Below are 16,331 nucleotides of genomic sequence, written 5' to 3'. Positions count from 1 at the left end.
AACAAAATGTAGGAGCGAGCTTGCTCGCGATGGACTTGAGAGCGCCGCGTTTAGCCAGCAAACACGCGTTATCGTTAACGACCATCGCGAGCAAGCTTGCTCCTACAGCGGGCTTTTTCATCTCTGGATAACTAGTGACTAAAAATTACAAAATAGTCACGAGTTGACCCTATGTGTCGTAAAAGTTGTTGAGGTACACTCGGCCTCAACGAAAGCAACATTCCTACGACTCACTGTTTAGATCTTGCGAGGTTTGCCATGGCTGACTACAAAGCGCCCCTGCGCGATATGCGCTTCGTCCTCAATGAAGTGTTCGAGGTCACGAAACTCTGGGCCGAGCTGCCGGCGCTGGCCGAGACCGTGGATGCCGAAACCGTCGAAGCCATTCTCGAAGAAGCCGGCAAGGTCACCAGCAAAAGCATCGCGCCGTTGAGCCGTGCGGCTGACGAAGAAGGCTGCCATTGGGCGGACGGTGCCGTCACCACGCCGGCAGGTTTCCCACAGGCTTATCAGACTTACGCTGAAGGCGGTTGGGTCGGTGTCGGTGGCGATCCCACCTACGGTGGCATGGGCATGCCCAAGGCCGTTTCGGCGCAAGTCGAAGAAATGGTCAACTCCGCCAGCCTGTCGTTCGGCCTGTATCCGATGCTGACCGCTGGCGCTTGCCTGTCGATCAATGCCCACGCCAGTGACGAGCTGAAAGCCGCCTACCTGCCGAACATGTACGCCGGGGTCTGGGCCGGTTCCATGTGCCTGACCGAGCCGCACGCCGGGACCGACCTGGGGATCATCCGCACCAAGGCCGAGCCTCAGGCCGACGGTTCCTACAAGGTCAGTGGCACCAAGATCTTCATCACCGGCGGTGAACACGACCTGACCGAGAACATCATCCACCTGGTGCTGGCCAAGCTGCCGGACGCACCCGCTGGCCCGAAAGGCATTTCGCTGTTCCTGGTGCCGAAGTTCATGGTCAATGCCGATGGCAGCCTGGGCGCGCGCAACCCGGCCAACTGTGGTTCGATCGAACACAAGATGGGCATCCAGGCCTCCGCGACCTGCGTGATGAACTTCGACGAAGCCGTGGGTTACCTGGTCGGTGAGCCGAACAAAGGGTTGGCGGCGATGTTCACCATGATGAACTACGAGCGCCTGGGGGTTGGTATCCAAGGGCTGGCTACAGGCGAGCGCTCGTACCAGAACGCTGTCGAATACGCCCGCGATCGCCTGCAGAGCCGTTCGCCGACCGGCGCGCAGAACAAGGACAAGGTCGCAGACCCGATCATCGTCCACCCGGACGTGCGTCGCATGTTGCTGACCATGAAAGCCTCGAACGAAGGCGGCCGGGCCTTCTCCACCTACGTGGCGATGCAACTGGACACCGCCAAATTCAGCGAAGACGCCACCACCCGCAAACGTGCGGAAGACCTGGTCGCCTTGCTGACGCCGGTAGCCAAGGCGTTCCTGACCGACCTGGGTCTGGAAACCACGATTCACGGCCAGCAGGTGTTCGGCGGCCACGGCTACATCCGCGAGTGGGGCCAGGAGCAACTGGTGCGCGACGTGCGCATCACCCAGATCTACGAAGGCACCAACGGCATTCAGGCGCTGGACCTGGTCGGCCGCAAGATCGTCGGCACGGGCGGGGCGTTCTACAACCTGTTCGCCGACGAAATCCGCCATTTCACCGCGACCGCCAGCCCAGACCTCGCCGAGTTCACCAAGCCGCTGAACGACGCGGTGACCACCCTCGACGAGTTGACCGCGTGGTTGCTCGACCGGGCGAAAAACAACCCGAACGAAATCGGCGCCGCCTCGGTCGAGTACCTGCAAACCTTCGGTTACGTGGCCTACGCCTACATGTGGGCACTGATGGCCAAGGCGGCCTTGGGCAAAGAAGCGCAGGACGATTTCTACGCCAGCAAACTGGGCACGGCGCGGTTCTATTTTGCGCGCTTGCTGCCGCGTATTCATTCGTTGAGCGCGTCGGTGCAGGCCGGTAGCGAATCGCTGTTTTTGCTGGATGCAGCCCAGTTCTGACGATGTAACGCCATGTAAGCAATCTCTTACAAGGCGTGATGCTGTTTTCCCATAGTCGAAAATTGGATCCACAGTTAATCTACTGCTTATGGACGTCGCGCAGGAAGCGCAAAGCAACAACACGGACACGTAGGATTCTGCCAGGACGGCGGAGTGAAAAGGATGTCAGGGAAAAGTCTGCAAAGCCCCGCTTCGGCGGGGTTTTCTTTGCTCTATTGAAAAGTGTTTAGCTCAGCCCTTAAGGGTGGTCGAGTTGTTCAAGCGATCATCCGGTCCGTTCATCACCTCTTCCAGCAAAGTCCGCAACAACGCCAGCGAGGCTTGTTGACGCTGCACGTCCCGACACACCAACCCGACTTTCAATGGCACCCGCGGCTCAGTCAGCGGTTTCCATAGCAGTTCGTTATTCCCGAGCGCCTTCTGCGAGCGTCCGGGAAGGACAGTCGCCAGCCGAGTGTGAGGCAGGCTGTCGAGAATCCCCGCCATGTTGTTCAGTTCGGCCTGCACCTGCGGACGTCGTCCCAGGCTGGCCAGTTGCGTTTGCCAGATCTGTCGCACCTGGAACTCTTCACCCAGCAGCAACATCGGCAATTCGGCGGCCTGACTCATGGACACTTTCTTGAATTCGCGCAATGGATGGTCCGCCGGGATGACCAGGGTCAGTTCGTCTTCGTAGAGCATCACACCGTGCAGGCCGGGCTGACGGGGCGGCAAGTAGCTGATTCCGATATCCAGCGAACCGTTGAGTAGCCGCCGCTCGATTTCCAGCCCCGTCAGTTCATAGATCTGCACCACCAGATGCGGCTGCGCCTTGCGCACGCGCTCGAGCATCTGTGGTACCAGGCTGGTATGGACGGTCTGCAACACACCGATAGCCAAGGTGCGTAGCGCTTGTCCCTTGAAATTACCCAAGGCTTCGCGCGCCCGTTGCAGGCCATCAAGCAACGGCAGCGCGTGGTTGTACAGCGTGTGGGCGGCCAGGGTTGGCAGCAGACGTTTGCTGCTGCGTTCGAACAGGCTCACATCAAGGTTTTGTTCGAGATGGCGAATCTGCTGGGACAGCGCCGGCTGGGAGATTGAAAGTCGCTCGGCGGCCCGGCCCACATGGCCCTCTTCATAGACCGCGACGAAATAACGCAGTTGCTTGAAATCCATAAGTAATGCTTATCGAAAATGCTGTGAAATCGAAATGGTTCAACGCCTTGTCTGAGCCTAGTCTAACCGCATTCACAAGGCTTGCAGGGCCATAGAACGCGATGAATACCGTTTATATCGATGGTGTTTACATAGGTAAGGCAAAAAACCTCTCGCGAGGTTTGACCAGATGAATTTGTTCAACTTGCGGCGCAATCCACCGAGTCTTGATGACTTGGCCGTTGACGACCACCCGCCGTCCCAGGGCGACAACCTCACCAGTGAGTGCCTGATGCCCAGTGTCGAGCGGCCGAAACAGATTTTTGTGCGCGGCCAGGGCTCCTGGTTGTGGGACAGCGAAGACCGCGCGTACCTGGATTTCTCACAGGGTGTGGGCACCAATAGCCTCGGGCACAGCCCTTCGGCACTGGTCAATGCCCTAGCGGCGCAAGCCCGGTCGCTGATCAACCAAGGTTTCGGTCTGCATAACCGCGGGATGCTCAACCTCGCCCAGCGCTTGTGCGCCAGTACCGGCAGTGATCAGGCGTACCTGCTCAACAGTGGCAGTGAAGCCTGCGAAGCGGCGATCAAGCTGGCACGCAAATGGGGACAGCGGCATCGCGGTGGTGCCTCGCGAATCATCGTTGCCAATAACGGTTGCCACGGGCGTAGTTTCGCGACGATGTCGGCGTCGGACAGTTCCGGCTTGATCAATCGATTCGAGCCGCAACTGCCAGGCTTCAGTCACGTTCCGTTCAATGATCTTGCGGCGCTGCATGCGGCCGTAGATGCCCGGACTGTGGCAATCATGCTTGAGCCGATCCAGAGCGAAGCCGGGGTGATGCCGGCCACCGGGCATTACCTCAAGGGGGTCGAACGGCTGTGCCGTGAACTGGGGATCCTGCTGATCCTTGACGAAGTGCAGACCGGTGTCGGTCGCTGCGGCACGCTGCTCGCCGAACAGTCCTACGGAGTGCGGGCCGATATCGTCGTCCTCGGCAAAGGCCTGGGCGGGGGCGTGCCATTGGCGGCGTTGCTGGCGCGGGGCAAGGCCTGCTGTTTCGATATCGGCGAGCTGATGGGCACTCACCATGGCAATGCGCTGATGACGGCTGCCGGTCTTGCCGTGCTCGACAGTGTGCAGGACAAGGCTTTTCTCGAGCATGTCGGGGATACCGGCCAGCACCTGCGCGAAGGCCTGGCCCGATTGGCCCATCGCTACGGCCACGGCGAATTGCGCGGGCAGGGGCTGCTGTGGGGACTGACGTTGTCTGACGATTCGGCGGACAACGTCGTCAAAGCTGCGCTTTACGAAGGGCTGCTGCTCAACGCCCCGCAAGCCGATTGCCTGCGCTTTACCCCGGCCCTCACCGTCAGCAAGGCCAACATCGACGACATGCTCCTGCGCCTGGCGCGGGCCTTCTCCCGTGTGCGCACCGCGCAACTGCAGTGCCGCAAAGGGATTGCGGTCTGATCAGACTCGATCCTGCACGAATTACCGAACCGTCTCGCGGTATAACGCATCGCCTCGCGCCTGTTTCTTTTGGCGCGGGGCGTTTTTTTTGTCTGCACAAATTGGGCTTTAACGCTCGGATTGTGACGATACTGAACCCTGACGAACGGTATGGGTCGATAAGGTGTAGGCTCCCATGAGCCAACCTCAACCAGGAGCTGCCCCATGGACTTTATTCGAATCATCATCGCCATTCTGTTGCCGCCACTGGGTGTGTTCCTGCAGGTCGGTTTTGCTGGCGCGTTCTGGCTGAATATTCTGCTGACGTTGTGCGGTTATATTCCGGGGATCGTGCATGCGGTGTACATCATCGCCAAGCGCTGAAGTCTGTAGCGTTCGATAGATCGCCTTCGCGGGCAAGCCCGCTCCCACAGGATGATCTGCACCCCAAAAGTTGGACACCAATCCTGACTTTTGGGGTCAGATCAGGATCTGTGGAGTACAAACCCTGTGGGAGCGGCGGTGCGACGATTCGACTTGCCCGCGAATGAGGCGCCACCGTTTCGGCACTTGGCACCGGATGTCAGTCCGCGAGTGCCATCACCCGCCGATAAAACAACCACTCCTGCTCCAGCGCATGGGCCTGATTGCCGGCCTTGCGGAAACCATGGCGTTCGTCCGCGTAATAATGCGCTTCAACCAGTATGCCGTTTTTCTGCAGTGCCTCGACCATGTCGCGGGTCTGTTGTGGCACCACCACGGCATCCAGTTCACCCTGAAAGAAAATCACCGGGACACTGATGTTGCCCGCGTGCAGTAGCGGCGTTCGCGCGGCGTAACGTTCGGCATCCACGACCGGATCACCGATCAACCAATCCAGATAGTCGCCTTCGAACTTGTGGGTCGCACGGCCGAGGGCAACAGGATCGCTGACGCCATACAGGCTGGCGCCGGCGCGGAAGACCTTGTGGAAGGCCAATGCGCAAAGGGTGGTGTAGCCGCCGGCGCTGCCACCGCGAATAAACGCCTTGTCACCGTCGATCAGCCCGCGCTCGGCAAGATAGGTGACGACCGCGCAAGCATCTTCGACATCGACATCGCCCCAGCTCAAATGCAGCGCCTGGCGATAAGCCCGGCCGTAGCCGCTGCTGCCGCGGTAATTGAGGTCGGCCACGGCGAAGCCGCGTTGTGCCCAGTACTGGATGCGTGGGTCGAGCATCGGGTAGCAGGCCGAGGTCGGGCCGCCGTGGATGAACACCACGAGGGGCGGTTTCGCCTCCCCGCTCATCGCCGGGTAGAAGAAGCCATGGGCTTGGCCTGAGCCGCTCGGATAGCACAGGGTTTGCGGCAGGCTGATCTGTGCGGCAGGCAATGGCGCGACACCGCCGGCCAGCACCTTGACCTGGCGGGTGCTGCGATCGATGGCAATCACCGCCGCAGGGCTGATCGGCGAGGCGGCGATGCAGTAAATGAACTGCTCGTCCAAGGCCAGATGGCGGAAGCGGCTGTAGTCGCCGGTAAATTCCTCACCGTGGTCACCGCCCAATCCCAGCCGGCCAAAACCGCCTTCGGTCCAGCTTGCCAGATAGCGACCTTCGCCCAGTGGCAGCCAGGTGCATCCGCCCAGTTGCCACGGTGCTGGCCCATGGTCAGCTGCGGCGCTGGGCAAAGGGCTCAGACCATCGCCCGACTCTATCCATGGCTGCCAGTAGCCGCCGCGATCGGTCAGACAAAACAGCCGGCCGCCGGCATCGAACCGAGGCTGTTGCAGCGACTCCTGAACGCCATCGCCGGCCACGCAGCGCGGCTGCGCATAACTGCCATCGCCCTGGCGTTCGGCAACCATCAGGCGAGTCGCGGTCCATGGCTGATCCGGGCGGCGCCATTCGATCCAGGCCAGGCGGCGAGCATCCGGGCTCAGGGTCGGTGAGGCGTAAAAATCCGCACCGTCGGCCAGCAACTGTCGCGCCCCGTCCAGCAGGTTTATGGCGACCAGACGATGCCGGTCACGGTTCTCTTCAACCGCCAGCACCCGCCCGTCGGCGAACTGCAGATTGCCGTAGCGGCACTCGTTTGACGTCAGCGCCTCAGGCTCACCGGTGAGCGACTGTCGATACAGCTGCTGGTCGGCCTCGTTGACGAAAACGATCCCGTCATCGGTCAGGCAAAACGCCCCGCCGCCATATTCGTACACCCGACTGCGCACACTGAAACCCGGCGGCGTCAGGCAATGAGCGTGGTCGTCGCGCCACTGCCAGATGCGGCACGCGGCATCTTCGGGGCGGTACTCGTTCCAGAACAGGCCATGCCGACCGAGTTGCAATTCGGCAAAGTCGACACCGGCGGCGACGGCTCTGGCGGCGCTGAAGGGTTCAGCTTTTAGCGATGAGGCGTGAATTTCGTTCATTGCGAAAGGCCAGTTGTTCAATGGTCTGGGTCGCGTGCTCGGCTTCTTCGCGGGCCTTGAGGATCACGCCGTGATGGTGCGATTTGCTGCACACCGGGTCGGCGTTGCTCGCGTCACCGGTGAGCATGAACGCCTGGCAACGGCAGCCGCCGAAGTCTTTTTCTTTCTCATCGCAAGAGCGGCACGGCTCGGGCATCCAGTCGTAACCGCGAAAGCGGTTGAAGCCGAACGAGTCGTACCAGATATGCTGCATGCTGTGGTCGCGCACGTTGGGAAATTGCACCGGCAGCTGTCGGGCGCCGTGACAAGGCAGGGCGGTTCCGTCCGGCGTGACGGTCAGAAAAATGCTGCCCCAGCCGTTCATGCAGGCTTTCGGGCGCTCTTCATAATAGTCCGGGGTGACGAAAATCAGCTTGCACGGATGCCCTTCGGCTGCAAGCTTTGCGCGGTATTCATTGGTGACACGTTCGGCGCGGACCAGTTGTTCCCTGGTCGGCAACAAGCCGACCCGATTGAGCTGCGCCCAACCGTAAAACTGGCAGGTGGCGAGTTCGACGAAGTCGGCTTCAAGGGCGATGCACAGCTCGATGATGCGGTCGATCTTGTCGATGTTGTGTCGGTGGGTGACGAAGTTCAACACCATCGGATAGCCGTGGGCTTTCACCGCACGGGCCATGTCCAGTTTCTGCGCGAAGGCTTTTTTCGAACCGGCCAGCAGGTTGTTCACTTGCTCGTCGCTGGCCTGGAAGCTGATCTGGATATGGTCCAGGCCGGCCTTCTTGAAGTCGCTGATTTTCTGCTCGGTGAGACCGATGCCCGAGGTGATCAGGTTGGTGTAGAAGCCCAGCTTGCGCGCCTCGGCGATCAGCTCGGCGAGGTCCTGGCGCACCAGCGGTTCACCCCCGGAAAAACCCAACTGCGCCGCGCCCATTTCCCGCGCTTCGCGGAACACCTTGATCCACTGCTCGGTGCTCAGTTCCTTGCCTTGCTCGGCAAAATCCAGCGGGTTGGAGCAGTACGGGCATTGCAGCGGGCAGCGATACGTCAGCTCGGCCAGCAGCCACAGCGGCAGGCCGATCTCGGGTTTGGGCGGCAACTTGGCTGAAACGGAATCAGGCAAGTTCGATCCAGTGCTGAGCACGGGCGACCTCCATGAATTGCTCGATGTCTTCACCGAGCTCGGGCACGCCGGGGAATTGCGCGTCCAGTGCGGCAATGATCGCTGCGACATCCCGCTCGCCGTCGATCAAACCACCGATCAGCGCGGCGCTTTCATTGAGTTTGATCATGCCTTCCGGATAGAGCAACACATGGCCTTTCTGTGCCGGTTCGTACTGGAAGCGATAGCCGGTACGCCAGGTCGGGGTCTTGCTACGGTCGAAACTCATAAGGTGATTCCTTTATGCCAGACCCGTTGCCCGGTCACGCTGTGATACGGCGGGCGGTTCAGTTCGTAGGCCATGCTCATGGCATCGAGCATGCTCCAAAGAATGTCCAGTTTGAACTGGAGAATTTCCAGCATGCGCTCCTGGCCTTCACGAGTGGTGTAATGCTGCAGGGTGATCGCCAGACCGTGTTCGACATCCCGGCGTGCCTGGCCCAGGCGGGTGCGAAAATATTCATAGCCGGCCGGGTCGATCCATGGGTAATGCTGCGGCCAGCTATCGAGGCGCGATTGGTGGATCTGTGGCGCGAACAGTTCGGTCAGCGAACTGCTGGCAGCTTCTTGCCAACTGGCCCGGCGGGCGAAGTTGACGTAGGCGTCCACGGCGAAGCGCACGCCGGGCAGCACCAGTTCCTGGGAGCGCAACTGATCCGGGTCGAGGCCGACGGCCTGGCCCAGACGCAGCCAGGCTTCGATGCCGCCGTCTTCGCCGGGGGCGCCGTCATGGTCGAGCAGGCGCTGAATCCACTCGCGGCGGATCTCGCGGTCCGGGCAGTTGGCGAGGATGGCGGCGTCCTTCAGGGGAATGTTCACCTGATAGTAAAAGCGGTTGGCGACCCAGCCCTGGATCTGCTCGCGGGTCGCCCGGCCTTCATACATCGCCACGTGATAGGGGTGGTAGATGTGGTAGTAGGCGCCCTTGGCGCGTAGCGCCGCTTCGAATTCGGCGGGGGACATTGGGGTGTCAGTCATTGCGGTTCTCCGGTCACAACCGTTGGATTTGCGGCGTCTTCGCTGGCAAGCCAGCTCCTACAGGGGATCACCGTCTGTAGGAGCTGGCTTGCCGGCGAAGGGGCCATCCGTTACAACACAATACTCATGCCGTCATACGCCACTTCAACGTTACGCCGACCCAGCTCCGCAAGCTCGGGCGAGTCCTCATCGAGTATCGGGTTGGTGTTGTTGATGTGAATCAGCACTTTGCGCGGCTTGGGCAGTTGCTCCAGCACTTCCAGCATGCCGCCGGGGCCGTTCTGCGCCAGGTGGCCCATTTCCCGGCCGGTGCGCGTACCGACGCCCCGACGCTGCATTTCGTCGTCGTCCCACATGGTGCCGTCCACCAGCAGGCAATCGCTGCCGGCCATGATTTCCAGCAGCGGCGCATCGACCTTGCCCAGACCCGGGGCGTAGAACAGCTTGCCGCCGGTGTTCAGGTCCTCGACGATCAGGCCGATGTTGTCGCCCGGGTGCGGGTCGAAGCGGTGCGGCGAGTACGGCGGCGCGGCGCTGCGCAGGGGCAGCGGGGTAAAGCGCAGGCTCGGACAGGCCGGGATGGTGAAGCTGTGGTCGAGTTCGATGCGATTCCAGCTCAGCCCGCCATTCCAGTGGGTCAGCATGGTGAACAACGGAAAGCCGGTGCTCAGGTCTTCGTGGACCATGTCGGTGCACCAGACCTGATGCGGGCAACCTTCGCGCAGGCTGAGCAGGCCGGTGGTGTGGTCGATCTGGCTGTCCATCAGGATGACCGCGCTGATCCCGGTATCGCGCAGGGCGCGGCCCGGCTGCATGGGCGCGAAGCTCTGGAGCTGGGCGCGGATGTCTGGCGAGGCATTGCACAGCACCCAGTTCACACCGTCATCGGAAATCGCGATGGACGACTGGGTTCGCGCCGTGGCCCGCAGGCTGCCATTACGAAAACCTGCGCAGTTCGCGCAATTGCAGTTCCACTGGGGAAAACCGCCGCCAGCGGCGGAACCTAGAATCTGGACAAACATGGCTGCTCCATCATTTCAGCGCTGAAAATAAAAACGCCTCGGCGAACCGAGGCGTTGCACATCATGCTCCACCAAAAATGGCAGAACTTAGCGGCTTGCGAAGTACATGGTGACTTCAAAGCCGATACGCAGGTCGGTGTAAGCAGGTTTGGACCAAGACATTAGAGTGCTCCTTTCAGGTGGCTGAGACAGTTGGTACCTATACATATAGCCCACCTCCGTCGGAGATGTTCAGATAGTTAGGCGGCTATGTTACTCAAAATTTCAGCACGATTGGCCGCGAATCTCTGAGAAAGCTCATTGCAGTACCGGTAATGATCAGTTTGCCGCTTGCCAGGGCGCGTTCGGTCCCGGACTGCTGGCCAGGCAGCGCCAGCCACCGTCTGCCTTGTTCAGTCGGTGGGCGGCGTCAAGCAGGGCTGGGCGGTCAATCCTCAGAATCGCCTCGGGCAGTTGGGTCAGATAATCCGACGAGTGGCCGGCCAGCTTGCCCTGCCACAACAGTTCGGCGGCCTGAGTGACGGGCAGCGCGGTGCTGACGAACTGATCGGCCAAGGCTTGGCGTTGGACGACGAAGGCCACGTCATCGATGCCATCGATCAGCCCCGGCAAGGCGTTCAGGAAGTGTTCGATGTGCCCCAGCAGGTCCACCGGCGCAACGCTGGGTGATTGCACGCCGAACAACAGCCCGGTCTGCCCATGAATCTGGCGCAGGCCGCTGAATACGGCATAACCCAGTTGCAGCTCTACCCGCAGGCGCTGGTAGAACGGTGTCTGGCACAGGTGAGCGAGCAAGCGCCAGGCGGCTTCGTCGGCGATGTGCCGGGTTGCACTCGGGCAGAAGAGCAATAACGCGTGCTCGCTGGAGCCGGTGTCGATGCAGTGCCAGAGGTGCTGTGCGCAGATCGATGACAGGGGCGTCAGTTGATTGTCCGGGCTGCCCGGTACACGGCTCAGGGCCAGGCCCATCGCCGCTTGGGTCCGGGCGGACAGGCCGGTCGCCAGACCCTCCCAGCGCGCATTCGCCCACAGTTGCTGCCAGTCGTCCGAGTCAGGGGTGTGCGCAAGGCAGTGCTCAGGCAGTGCCTTGAGCAACTGTCGAATCGGCATCAGCGGGGTGCTTGTCGATGTCGCTGGTGAGACAGCGACATCAGTCTTTGTCAGTTCTTTCAGCGCATGCTCGAGGACTACCGGCATCGGCTCTTGCAGACCGGTCATTTTCAACAGCCATTCATTGCCCGAAGCGCTGAGAGAAAACTCGACACCCGCCTGCCGAGCATCGTCACGCAAGGGTTGCAGATGGTTTTCCAGTGCGGATTGAAGCTTGCTGTTAGGCCTCGAATCCAGGCGCCAACGCAGGTATACGGCGCCTTCCGCCGTGTTATCCGGCAATGCCTGGCTGAAGTGCATCGGCGAGTGTTCGCGGCGACTGCGCGTGCGATCCTGGGCAAAGGTTCGCAAACCACGGTGTTTGCTGGTCTGGCCGCGGATCAGTCCGGCGCTCGGCGCTTGAGGTTCGGTGCATAAAAACGGATTGGCTGCCGGCAGTTGCCATGGGTGGCTGAAGTTATCCACAGCGCCCATTTGCTGGAGGATCTGCTTCAGGGCGACGACACCCTGGTCGGATAAACCGCTCTCAAGCTGCTCGCTGTCCAGTCGGGCCAGTTGCAGGGCTGTGCTGACTTGCTGCTGACGTCGCAACAGGGCGGCGTATTCTTCGCGCAATGCGCTCCAGTCTTGGCCAGAGGCAAAAAAGCCCAGCCAGTCCAGTAACTGCCCGCGGATCCCGGCGTGGGCTGCTGGGTTGGGCAAGGTGAATTCGATGTGCAGCAACGCTTGCCCATCGAACCGGTACAGCGGCGCGGCTTTCAGGCTGTCGGCCATCCCGCCGGCGCGCAATACCGCGAGCAGCCCCCCGGGTTTTGCCGCGTTCAACCAATAGCACAGGAATGCCAAGGCTTCGGCCGATGAATCGGGCAGCGCTTCGAAGGCAAACAACAGGTCCAGCCGACCCTCGCCGGCCTGTTGATAACTATTGCTTGAAGACGCCATCAGCGGCACAGGGGATTGTTGCGTGACTTTTTTTCCTGCCGCAAGGACAGCGCCAACGCTTTGCGCCATCGACTTCAACTCATCGATACTCTGCGGCCCCACCAGGCTGAGCGTCATCTGCCCGGTCTGATAATACCGTTGATGGAAATCCTTCAGTGCGTGCTGGAACTCAGTCTGCGGCAGCGGCAGGCTGTAGCGATTGCCCGCATGAAACGCGCGCAACGGGTGAGCGGCGCAAACGCCATCAAACAGCGCAAACTGCTGCCGGGCCGTCGCATCCCGGGACCAGGCGACAAATTCTGCGTGCAGCACTTCCCGTTCCCGCCGCTGATCGTCCGGGTTCATACGCGGATGCGCGAGCATGTCCGACAGACGCTGCAGCCCACCGCTGAACACCTGAGGCGGCAATTCAAAAAAGAAGTCGGTCGAGCGTTCACTGGTTCGCGCATTCACCTGCCCGCCGTGACCTTGCACGTAGGCCATCAGGCCTTGGCCTGCAGGAAAACGCTCGGTACCGAGGAACAACAGGTGTTCAAGAAAGTGCGCCAGGCCAGGCCAGGCCAGCGGCACATCATGGCTGCCCGCGGCGACGCGCAACGCCGCAGCGCAACGCTTCAAATCGGGAGCATGACGCAACGTCACCCGCAGGCCGTTGGCCAGGGTTTCAGTGTGAAGGCGGGGGTGATTCAGCGCAGGCATGAGCACTTCCAGAACAGAGAAGCGCTAATGCTAGCGGATCAGGGGGCGTTCTCAATGAATTTCCACACGGCTGGGCAAACTCATCGAGCACATTCCTCAAGTGGATCAGCGCTTGTGCAGGTCACTGTATAGCTCGGGGCGGCGGTCGAGGAGGTAGCGATTGGCGGCGCGGGAATCGACCATCAACTGGCGATCCAGCTCGCCGACGATCAGTGCCTCATCGAGGCCCGCCTGGGCAATGCGGCTGCCATTCGGCGCGGCGATACTGCTCTGGCCGCAGTAGTGGATGTCGCCTTCTTGTCCGCAGTAGTTGGCATAGGCCACATAACACTGGTTTTCAAAGGCCCGCGCGCGCACGGTGACATCGGCGATGAAGTCGTAGGGGATCATGTTGGCCGTGGGCACCAGAATCAGCTCGGCACCGGCCAGGGCCAGGCGCCGGGCGTTTTCCGGAAACTCCAGGTCGTAACAGATCAAGAAGCCGAGCTTCCAGCCATTGAGCTCGACCAGGGGGAAATCATCCTTGCCTGCGCTGAACATCGAGCGATCGAGATCGCCGAACAGATGCGTCTTGCGGTAGTTGCACAGGCGTTCGCCCTGGGCGTCGATCAATTGCACGGCGTTGTAGATCTGTCCGTCTTCAGTGCGCTCGGGATAGCCATACAAAATGGCAATCCCCGCGGTCTTGGCGATGCGCGCGATCTGCTGCGCCGACTCCCCGTTGTACACCTCCGCCAGCACGCTGACCGCATCGAGGCCGATGTTGTAGCCGGTCAGGAACATCTCCGGCAGCACCAGCAAGTCGGCGCCCTTGGCCTCCAGCGCCAGTTGATGCAGGCGTTGCAAATTGCCGGCAACCTCCAGGGGCAAGGGTGGGCATTGGTAAAGGGCTACGCGCATTTCGGATTCCTCTTACTCGGGCAGGGCGATCGGACCGATCGCGTTGAACACATCGCCTGGGCCCGGGTTCTCGGCGTGAGTTTCACCGCCAAAGTGTTTCATGATGCCCCACACCGCATTGAGCGAGGTCTGCACCGCGCCTTCGACCCAGGCCGGCGTCCACGAAACGTCGTCGCCGGCGATGAAAATACCGCGCTGCTCGGCCGGCATGTCGGCCTGCATGAAATGCGCGTACATCCGCTGATTGTAGCGGTAGTGGCCGGGCAGGGCGCCTTTGAAAGCGCCGAGGAAGTGCGGGTCGGCTTCCCAGGACACGGTGATCGGGTCGCCGATGATCCGTGCGGCAATGTCGACTTTCGGGTAGATCTTCTTCAAGGCATCCAGCGCCAGCTTCACGCGTTTTTCCACCGGGTGCGGGAGCATTTTCAGCGCGTCGCTCATCCATGAGTACGACAGGCAAATCACGCCCGGCTTGTCGTCGCCGTTGTCGAAAAGATAGGTGCCGCGGGTCAGGCGATCGGTGAGGGTCATGCTCATCAGGTCGCGGCCGGTTTCCGGGTCCTTGTCCTTCCAGAACGGCCGATCGACCATCACGAAGGTTTTCGACGATTGCATGTAGCGGGTGCGGTCCAGGGCCATCCACATCTTTTGCGAGAACAGGGTTTCGTCGCACTCGATCTGGGTGGTCAACAGCCAGCTCTGGCAGGTGGTCAGCACCGCCGCGTATTCGCGGGTGTCGCCGTAGTTGTCGGTAACCGCAAAACGGCCGTTTGCTGCGTGGGCAATTTTCTTCACGCCGGAACGCGGAGCGCCCCTGTGCAACGAACTGAGGCTGGTGCCCTCGGGCCAGTGCACGCAGCGTTCCGGCACATGACGCCAGATACCCAGCGGCACTTGTTCCACTCCGCCGACCACCAGGTGCTGGTGATCGTCGCAGTTGGTCATCACCACGCGGAAGATTTCCAGCATCGAGTTGGGGAAGTCCGAATCCCAGCCGCCGGTGCCGAAACCGACCTGGCCGAATACTTCGCGGTGATGGAACGACAACTTGGCGAAGGCTTCGGAGGTGGCGACGAAATCGTAGAAGGTGCGGTCGTCCCACAACGGCACCAGGGTGTTCCACAGCTCTTTGAGACGTGGCACGTCGCGATCGCGGATCGCCTGCTGGATATCGGAGAACTGCGAACCGGCTTCCAGGGCATCGGCCCAGGCGTCGGCCACTTCCTGGAACAGTGCAGGAAGATCCGCCAGCTTCTGGGCGTAATGGGTTTTGCCTTCCAGATCGATCACGGTGCTGCCCGACGCTGGGGTCAGCGGGTTCGGGAAGGGTTTGGTCTGGAGGCCGAGTTTATCGACGTAGTGATAAAACGCGGTGGATGACACCGGGAAACGCATGCCACCGAGTTCGGCAATGATGCCTTCGGCGCCGTTGAACGCCTGGGAACGCAGGCGCCCGCCCATTTTCGACGCTTCGTAGACGACTGGCTTGAGGCCCAGCTTCATCAATTCGTAAGCCGCCACCAGGCCGGCGATACCGGCGCCGACAATCGCCACTTCGGCACCGTGATTGTGCGCAGGAATGCTGCCCAGGCCGGCCGGGTGTTCGATCCAGTCGTCGAAGGCGAAGGGAAAGTCCGGACCAAAAACGGTGACTGGTTTTTTACCGTCTGCAGGATGGCGATTGTTGTTGTTCATGGCTGACCTTGCTGGCGACCCGACGCGGAATGCGCATCTGAGTATAGGAAAAGATGACAGCCATTCTAGAGAGCGTAGATCACGTTAATAAGACGCAAAGTGTCGTCGTTTTGCAGGTTATTTGCGCATTGCGACGACTGTGCGATGCAGAATGACAAGGCGCGGTCCTTGTGGGAGCGGGCTTGCCCGCGAAGAGGCCCGATCAGACACCGAAGTTCTGCCGGCAGAAACTCAAACCGGCTGCCCCCGATCAATCTTGCTGCTCAAGATGATTGAAGTCGTCGTCTTCTCCACCCCCTCCACACTGCCAATCTGATCCAGCAACTGATCCAGCTGCTCCGGCGAATCGGTGCGCAACCACGCCACATAATCAAATTCGCCACTCACCGCACACAACTGCTGCACCTGCGCCATGGCGCTGAGGCGACGCAACACTTCCTTGCCGGATCGTGGCTGCACCGTGATCCCGACATACGCCTGCAATCCGCCATCCACCAGCCGCTGCCCCAAACGCACACCGTAACCGGTGATCACTTTGGCCTTTTCCAGTCGCGCCAGCCGCGAGGTCACGGTCGTGCGGGCAATCCCCAGTTGCCGGGCGAGCATGGCCACGCTTTCGCGGGCATTGATTTGCAGGGCCGCGATCAATTGGCGGTCGATTTCGTCAAGGGCGGGTGGACGGATGTCAGGCAAGGTCGGGCTCCAGCGGCACACAGCAATGGGCAAGCATGTTACAGGCACATCTCGTCACCCGGATGTTTGATCTAGGCTAAGTACCGTTCATGCCATTTTTGC

Annotated in this window: 14 protein-coding genes; 3 read left to right on the top strand and 11 right to left on the bottom strand. The window is 61.0% G+C overall.

Going from position 1 to position 16,331, the window contains the following annotated elements; translation table 11 throughout:
- Positions 1-258: 258 nt before the first annotated feature.
- Positions 259-2,037 (top strand): acyl-CoA dehydrogenase C-terminal domain-containing protein, encoded by a 1,779-nt coding sequence (locus ACA062_RS30725; RefSeq protein WP_497454319.1) that lies wholly within the window; start codon positions 259-261, stop codon positions 2,035-2,037.
- 231 nt (positions 2,038-2,268) lie between these two features.
- Here ACA062_RS30725 and ACA062_RS30720 read toward each other — a convergent pair whose 3' ends face one another.
- Complete coding sequence (locus tag ACA062_RS30720) at positions 2,269-3,192, bottom strand: LysR family transcriptional regulator (protein ID WP_497454318.1); 924 nt, start codon at positions 3,190-3,192, stop codon at positions 2,269-2,271.
- Positions 3,193-3,361: 169 nt separating this feature from the next.
- Here ACA062_RS30720 and ACA062_RS30715 point away from each other — a divergent pair, with 169 nt between their 5' ends.
- Both ACA062_RS30715 and ACA062_RS30710 read left to right on the top strand, forming a co-directional pair.
- Positions 3,362-4,645, top strand: a complete 1,284-nt coding sequence (locus tag ACA062_RS30715; RefSeq protein WP_497454317.1) for an aspartate aminotransferase family protein — start codon at positions 3,362-3,364, stop codon at positions 4,643-4,645.
- 204 nt (positions 4,646-4,849) lie between these two features.
- Positions 4,850-5,008 carry a YqaE/Pmp3 family membrane protein gene (locus ACA062_RS30710; RefSeq protein WP_007904205.1) on the top strand — a complete coding sequence of 53 codons (159 nt, stop codon included), beginning with the start codon at positions 4,850-4,852 and terminating at the stop codon, positions 5,006-5,008.
- 199 nt (positions 5,009-5,207) lie between these two features.
- Here the strand turns inward: ACA062_RS30710 and ACA062_RS30705 are convergent, their stop codons facing one another.
- The 10 genes from ACA062_RS30705 to ACA062_RS30660 all read right to left on the bottom strand — a co-directional run bounded on the left by ACA062_RS30705 (position 5,208) and on the right by ACA062_RS30660 (position 16,229).
- Entirely contained in the window at positions 5,208-7,031 is a 1,824-nt protein-coding gene (locus tag ACA062_RS30705) for a S9 family peptidase (protein ID WP_497454316.1), read from the bottom strand.
- Positions 6,997-8,127, bottom strand: a complete 1,131-nt coding sequence (gene pqqE / locus ACA062_RS30700) for a pyrroloquinoline quinone biosynthesis protein PqqE (protein WP_497457516.1) — start codon at positions 8,125-8,127, stop codon at positions 6,997-6,999. Before pqqE ends, ACA062_RS30705 begins: the two co-directional genes overlap by 35 nt.
- A gap of 16 nt (positions 8,128-8,143) precedes the next feature.
- Positions 8,144-8,419, bottom strand: a complete 276-nt coding sequence (pqqD, locus tag ACA062_RS30695) for a pyrroloquinoline quinone biosynthesis peptide chaperone PqqD (protein WP_213940226.1) — start codon at positions 8,417-8,419, stop codon at positions 8,144-8,146.
- Positions 8,416-9,168, bottom strand: coding sequence for a pyrroloquinoline-quinone synthase PqqC (pqqC, locus tag ACA062_RS30690; RefSeq protein WP_150765304.1), 753 nt, complete (start codon positions 9,166-9,168; stop codon positions 8,416-8,418). Before pqqC ends, pqqD begins: the two co-directional genes overlap by 4 nt.
- Before the next feature lie 110 nt (positions 9,169-9,278).
- Positions 9,279-10,190, bottom strand: coding sequence for a pyrroloquinoline quinone biosynthesis protein PqqB (pqqB, locus tag ACA062_RS30685; protein WP_497454315.1), 912 nt, complete (start codon positions 10,188-10,190; stop codon positions 9,279-9,281).
- An 87-nt stretch (positions 10,191-10,277) separates the two neighbouring features.
- Positions 10,278-10,352, bottom strand: coding sequence for a pyrroloquinoline quinone precursor peptide PqqA (gene pqqA / locus ACA062_RS30680; RefSeq protein WP_009045898.1), 75 nt, complete (start codon positions 10,350-10,352; stop codon positions 10,278-10,280).
- Between the two features lie 156 nt (positions 10,353-10,508).
- On the bottom strand, positions 10,509-12,941 hold the full coding sequence (gene pqqF / locus ACA062_RS30675; RefSeq protein ID WP_497454314.1) for a pyrroloquinoline quinone biosynthesis protein PqqF: 2,433 nt from the start codon (positions 12,939-12,941) through the stop codon (positions 10,509-10,511).
- A 105-nt stretch (positions 12,942-13,046) separates the two neighbouring features.
- Entirely contained in the window at positions 13,047-13,841 is a 795-nt protein-coding gene (locus ACA062_RS30670) for a carbon-nitrogen hydrolase family protein (RefSeq protein WP_497454313.1), read from the bottom strand.
- A 12-nt stretch (positions 13,842-13,853) separates the two neighbouring features.
- Complete coding sequence (locus ACA062_RS30665) at positions 13,854-15,536, bottom strand: flavin monoamine oxidase family protein (RefSeq protein WP_497454312.1); 1,683 nt, start codon at positions 15,534-15,536, stop codon at positions 13,854-13,856.
- Positions 15,537-15,767: 231 nt separating this feature from the next.
- Positions 15,768-16,229, bottom strand: a complete 462-nt coding sequence (locus ACA062_RS30660; protein ID WP_138969331.1) for an Lrp/AsnC family transcriptional regulator — start codon at positions 16,227-16,229, stop codon at positions 15,768-15,770.
- Positions 16,230-16,331: the final 102 nt, after the last annotated feature.

Source organism: Pseudomonas sp. LBUM1679, from assembly GCF_059695565.1.
Note: the sequence above shows the minus strand (reverse complement) of the source record. Positions and strands in the feature narration are given on the sequence as shown.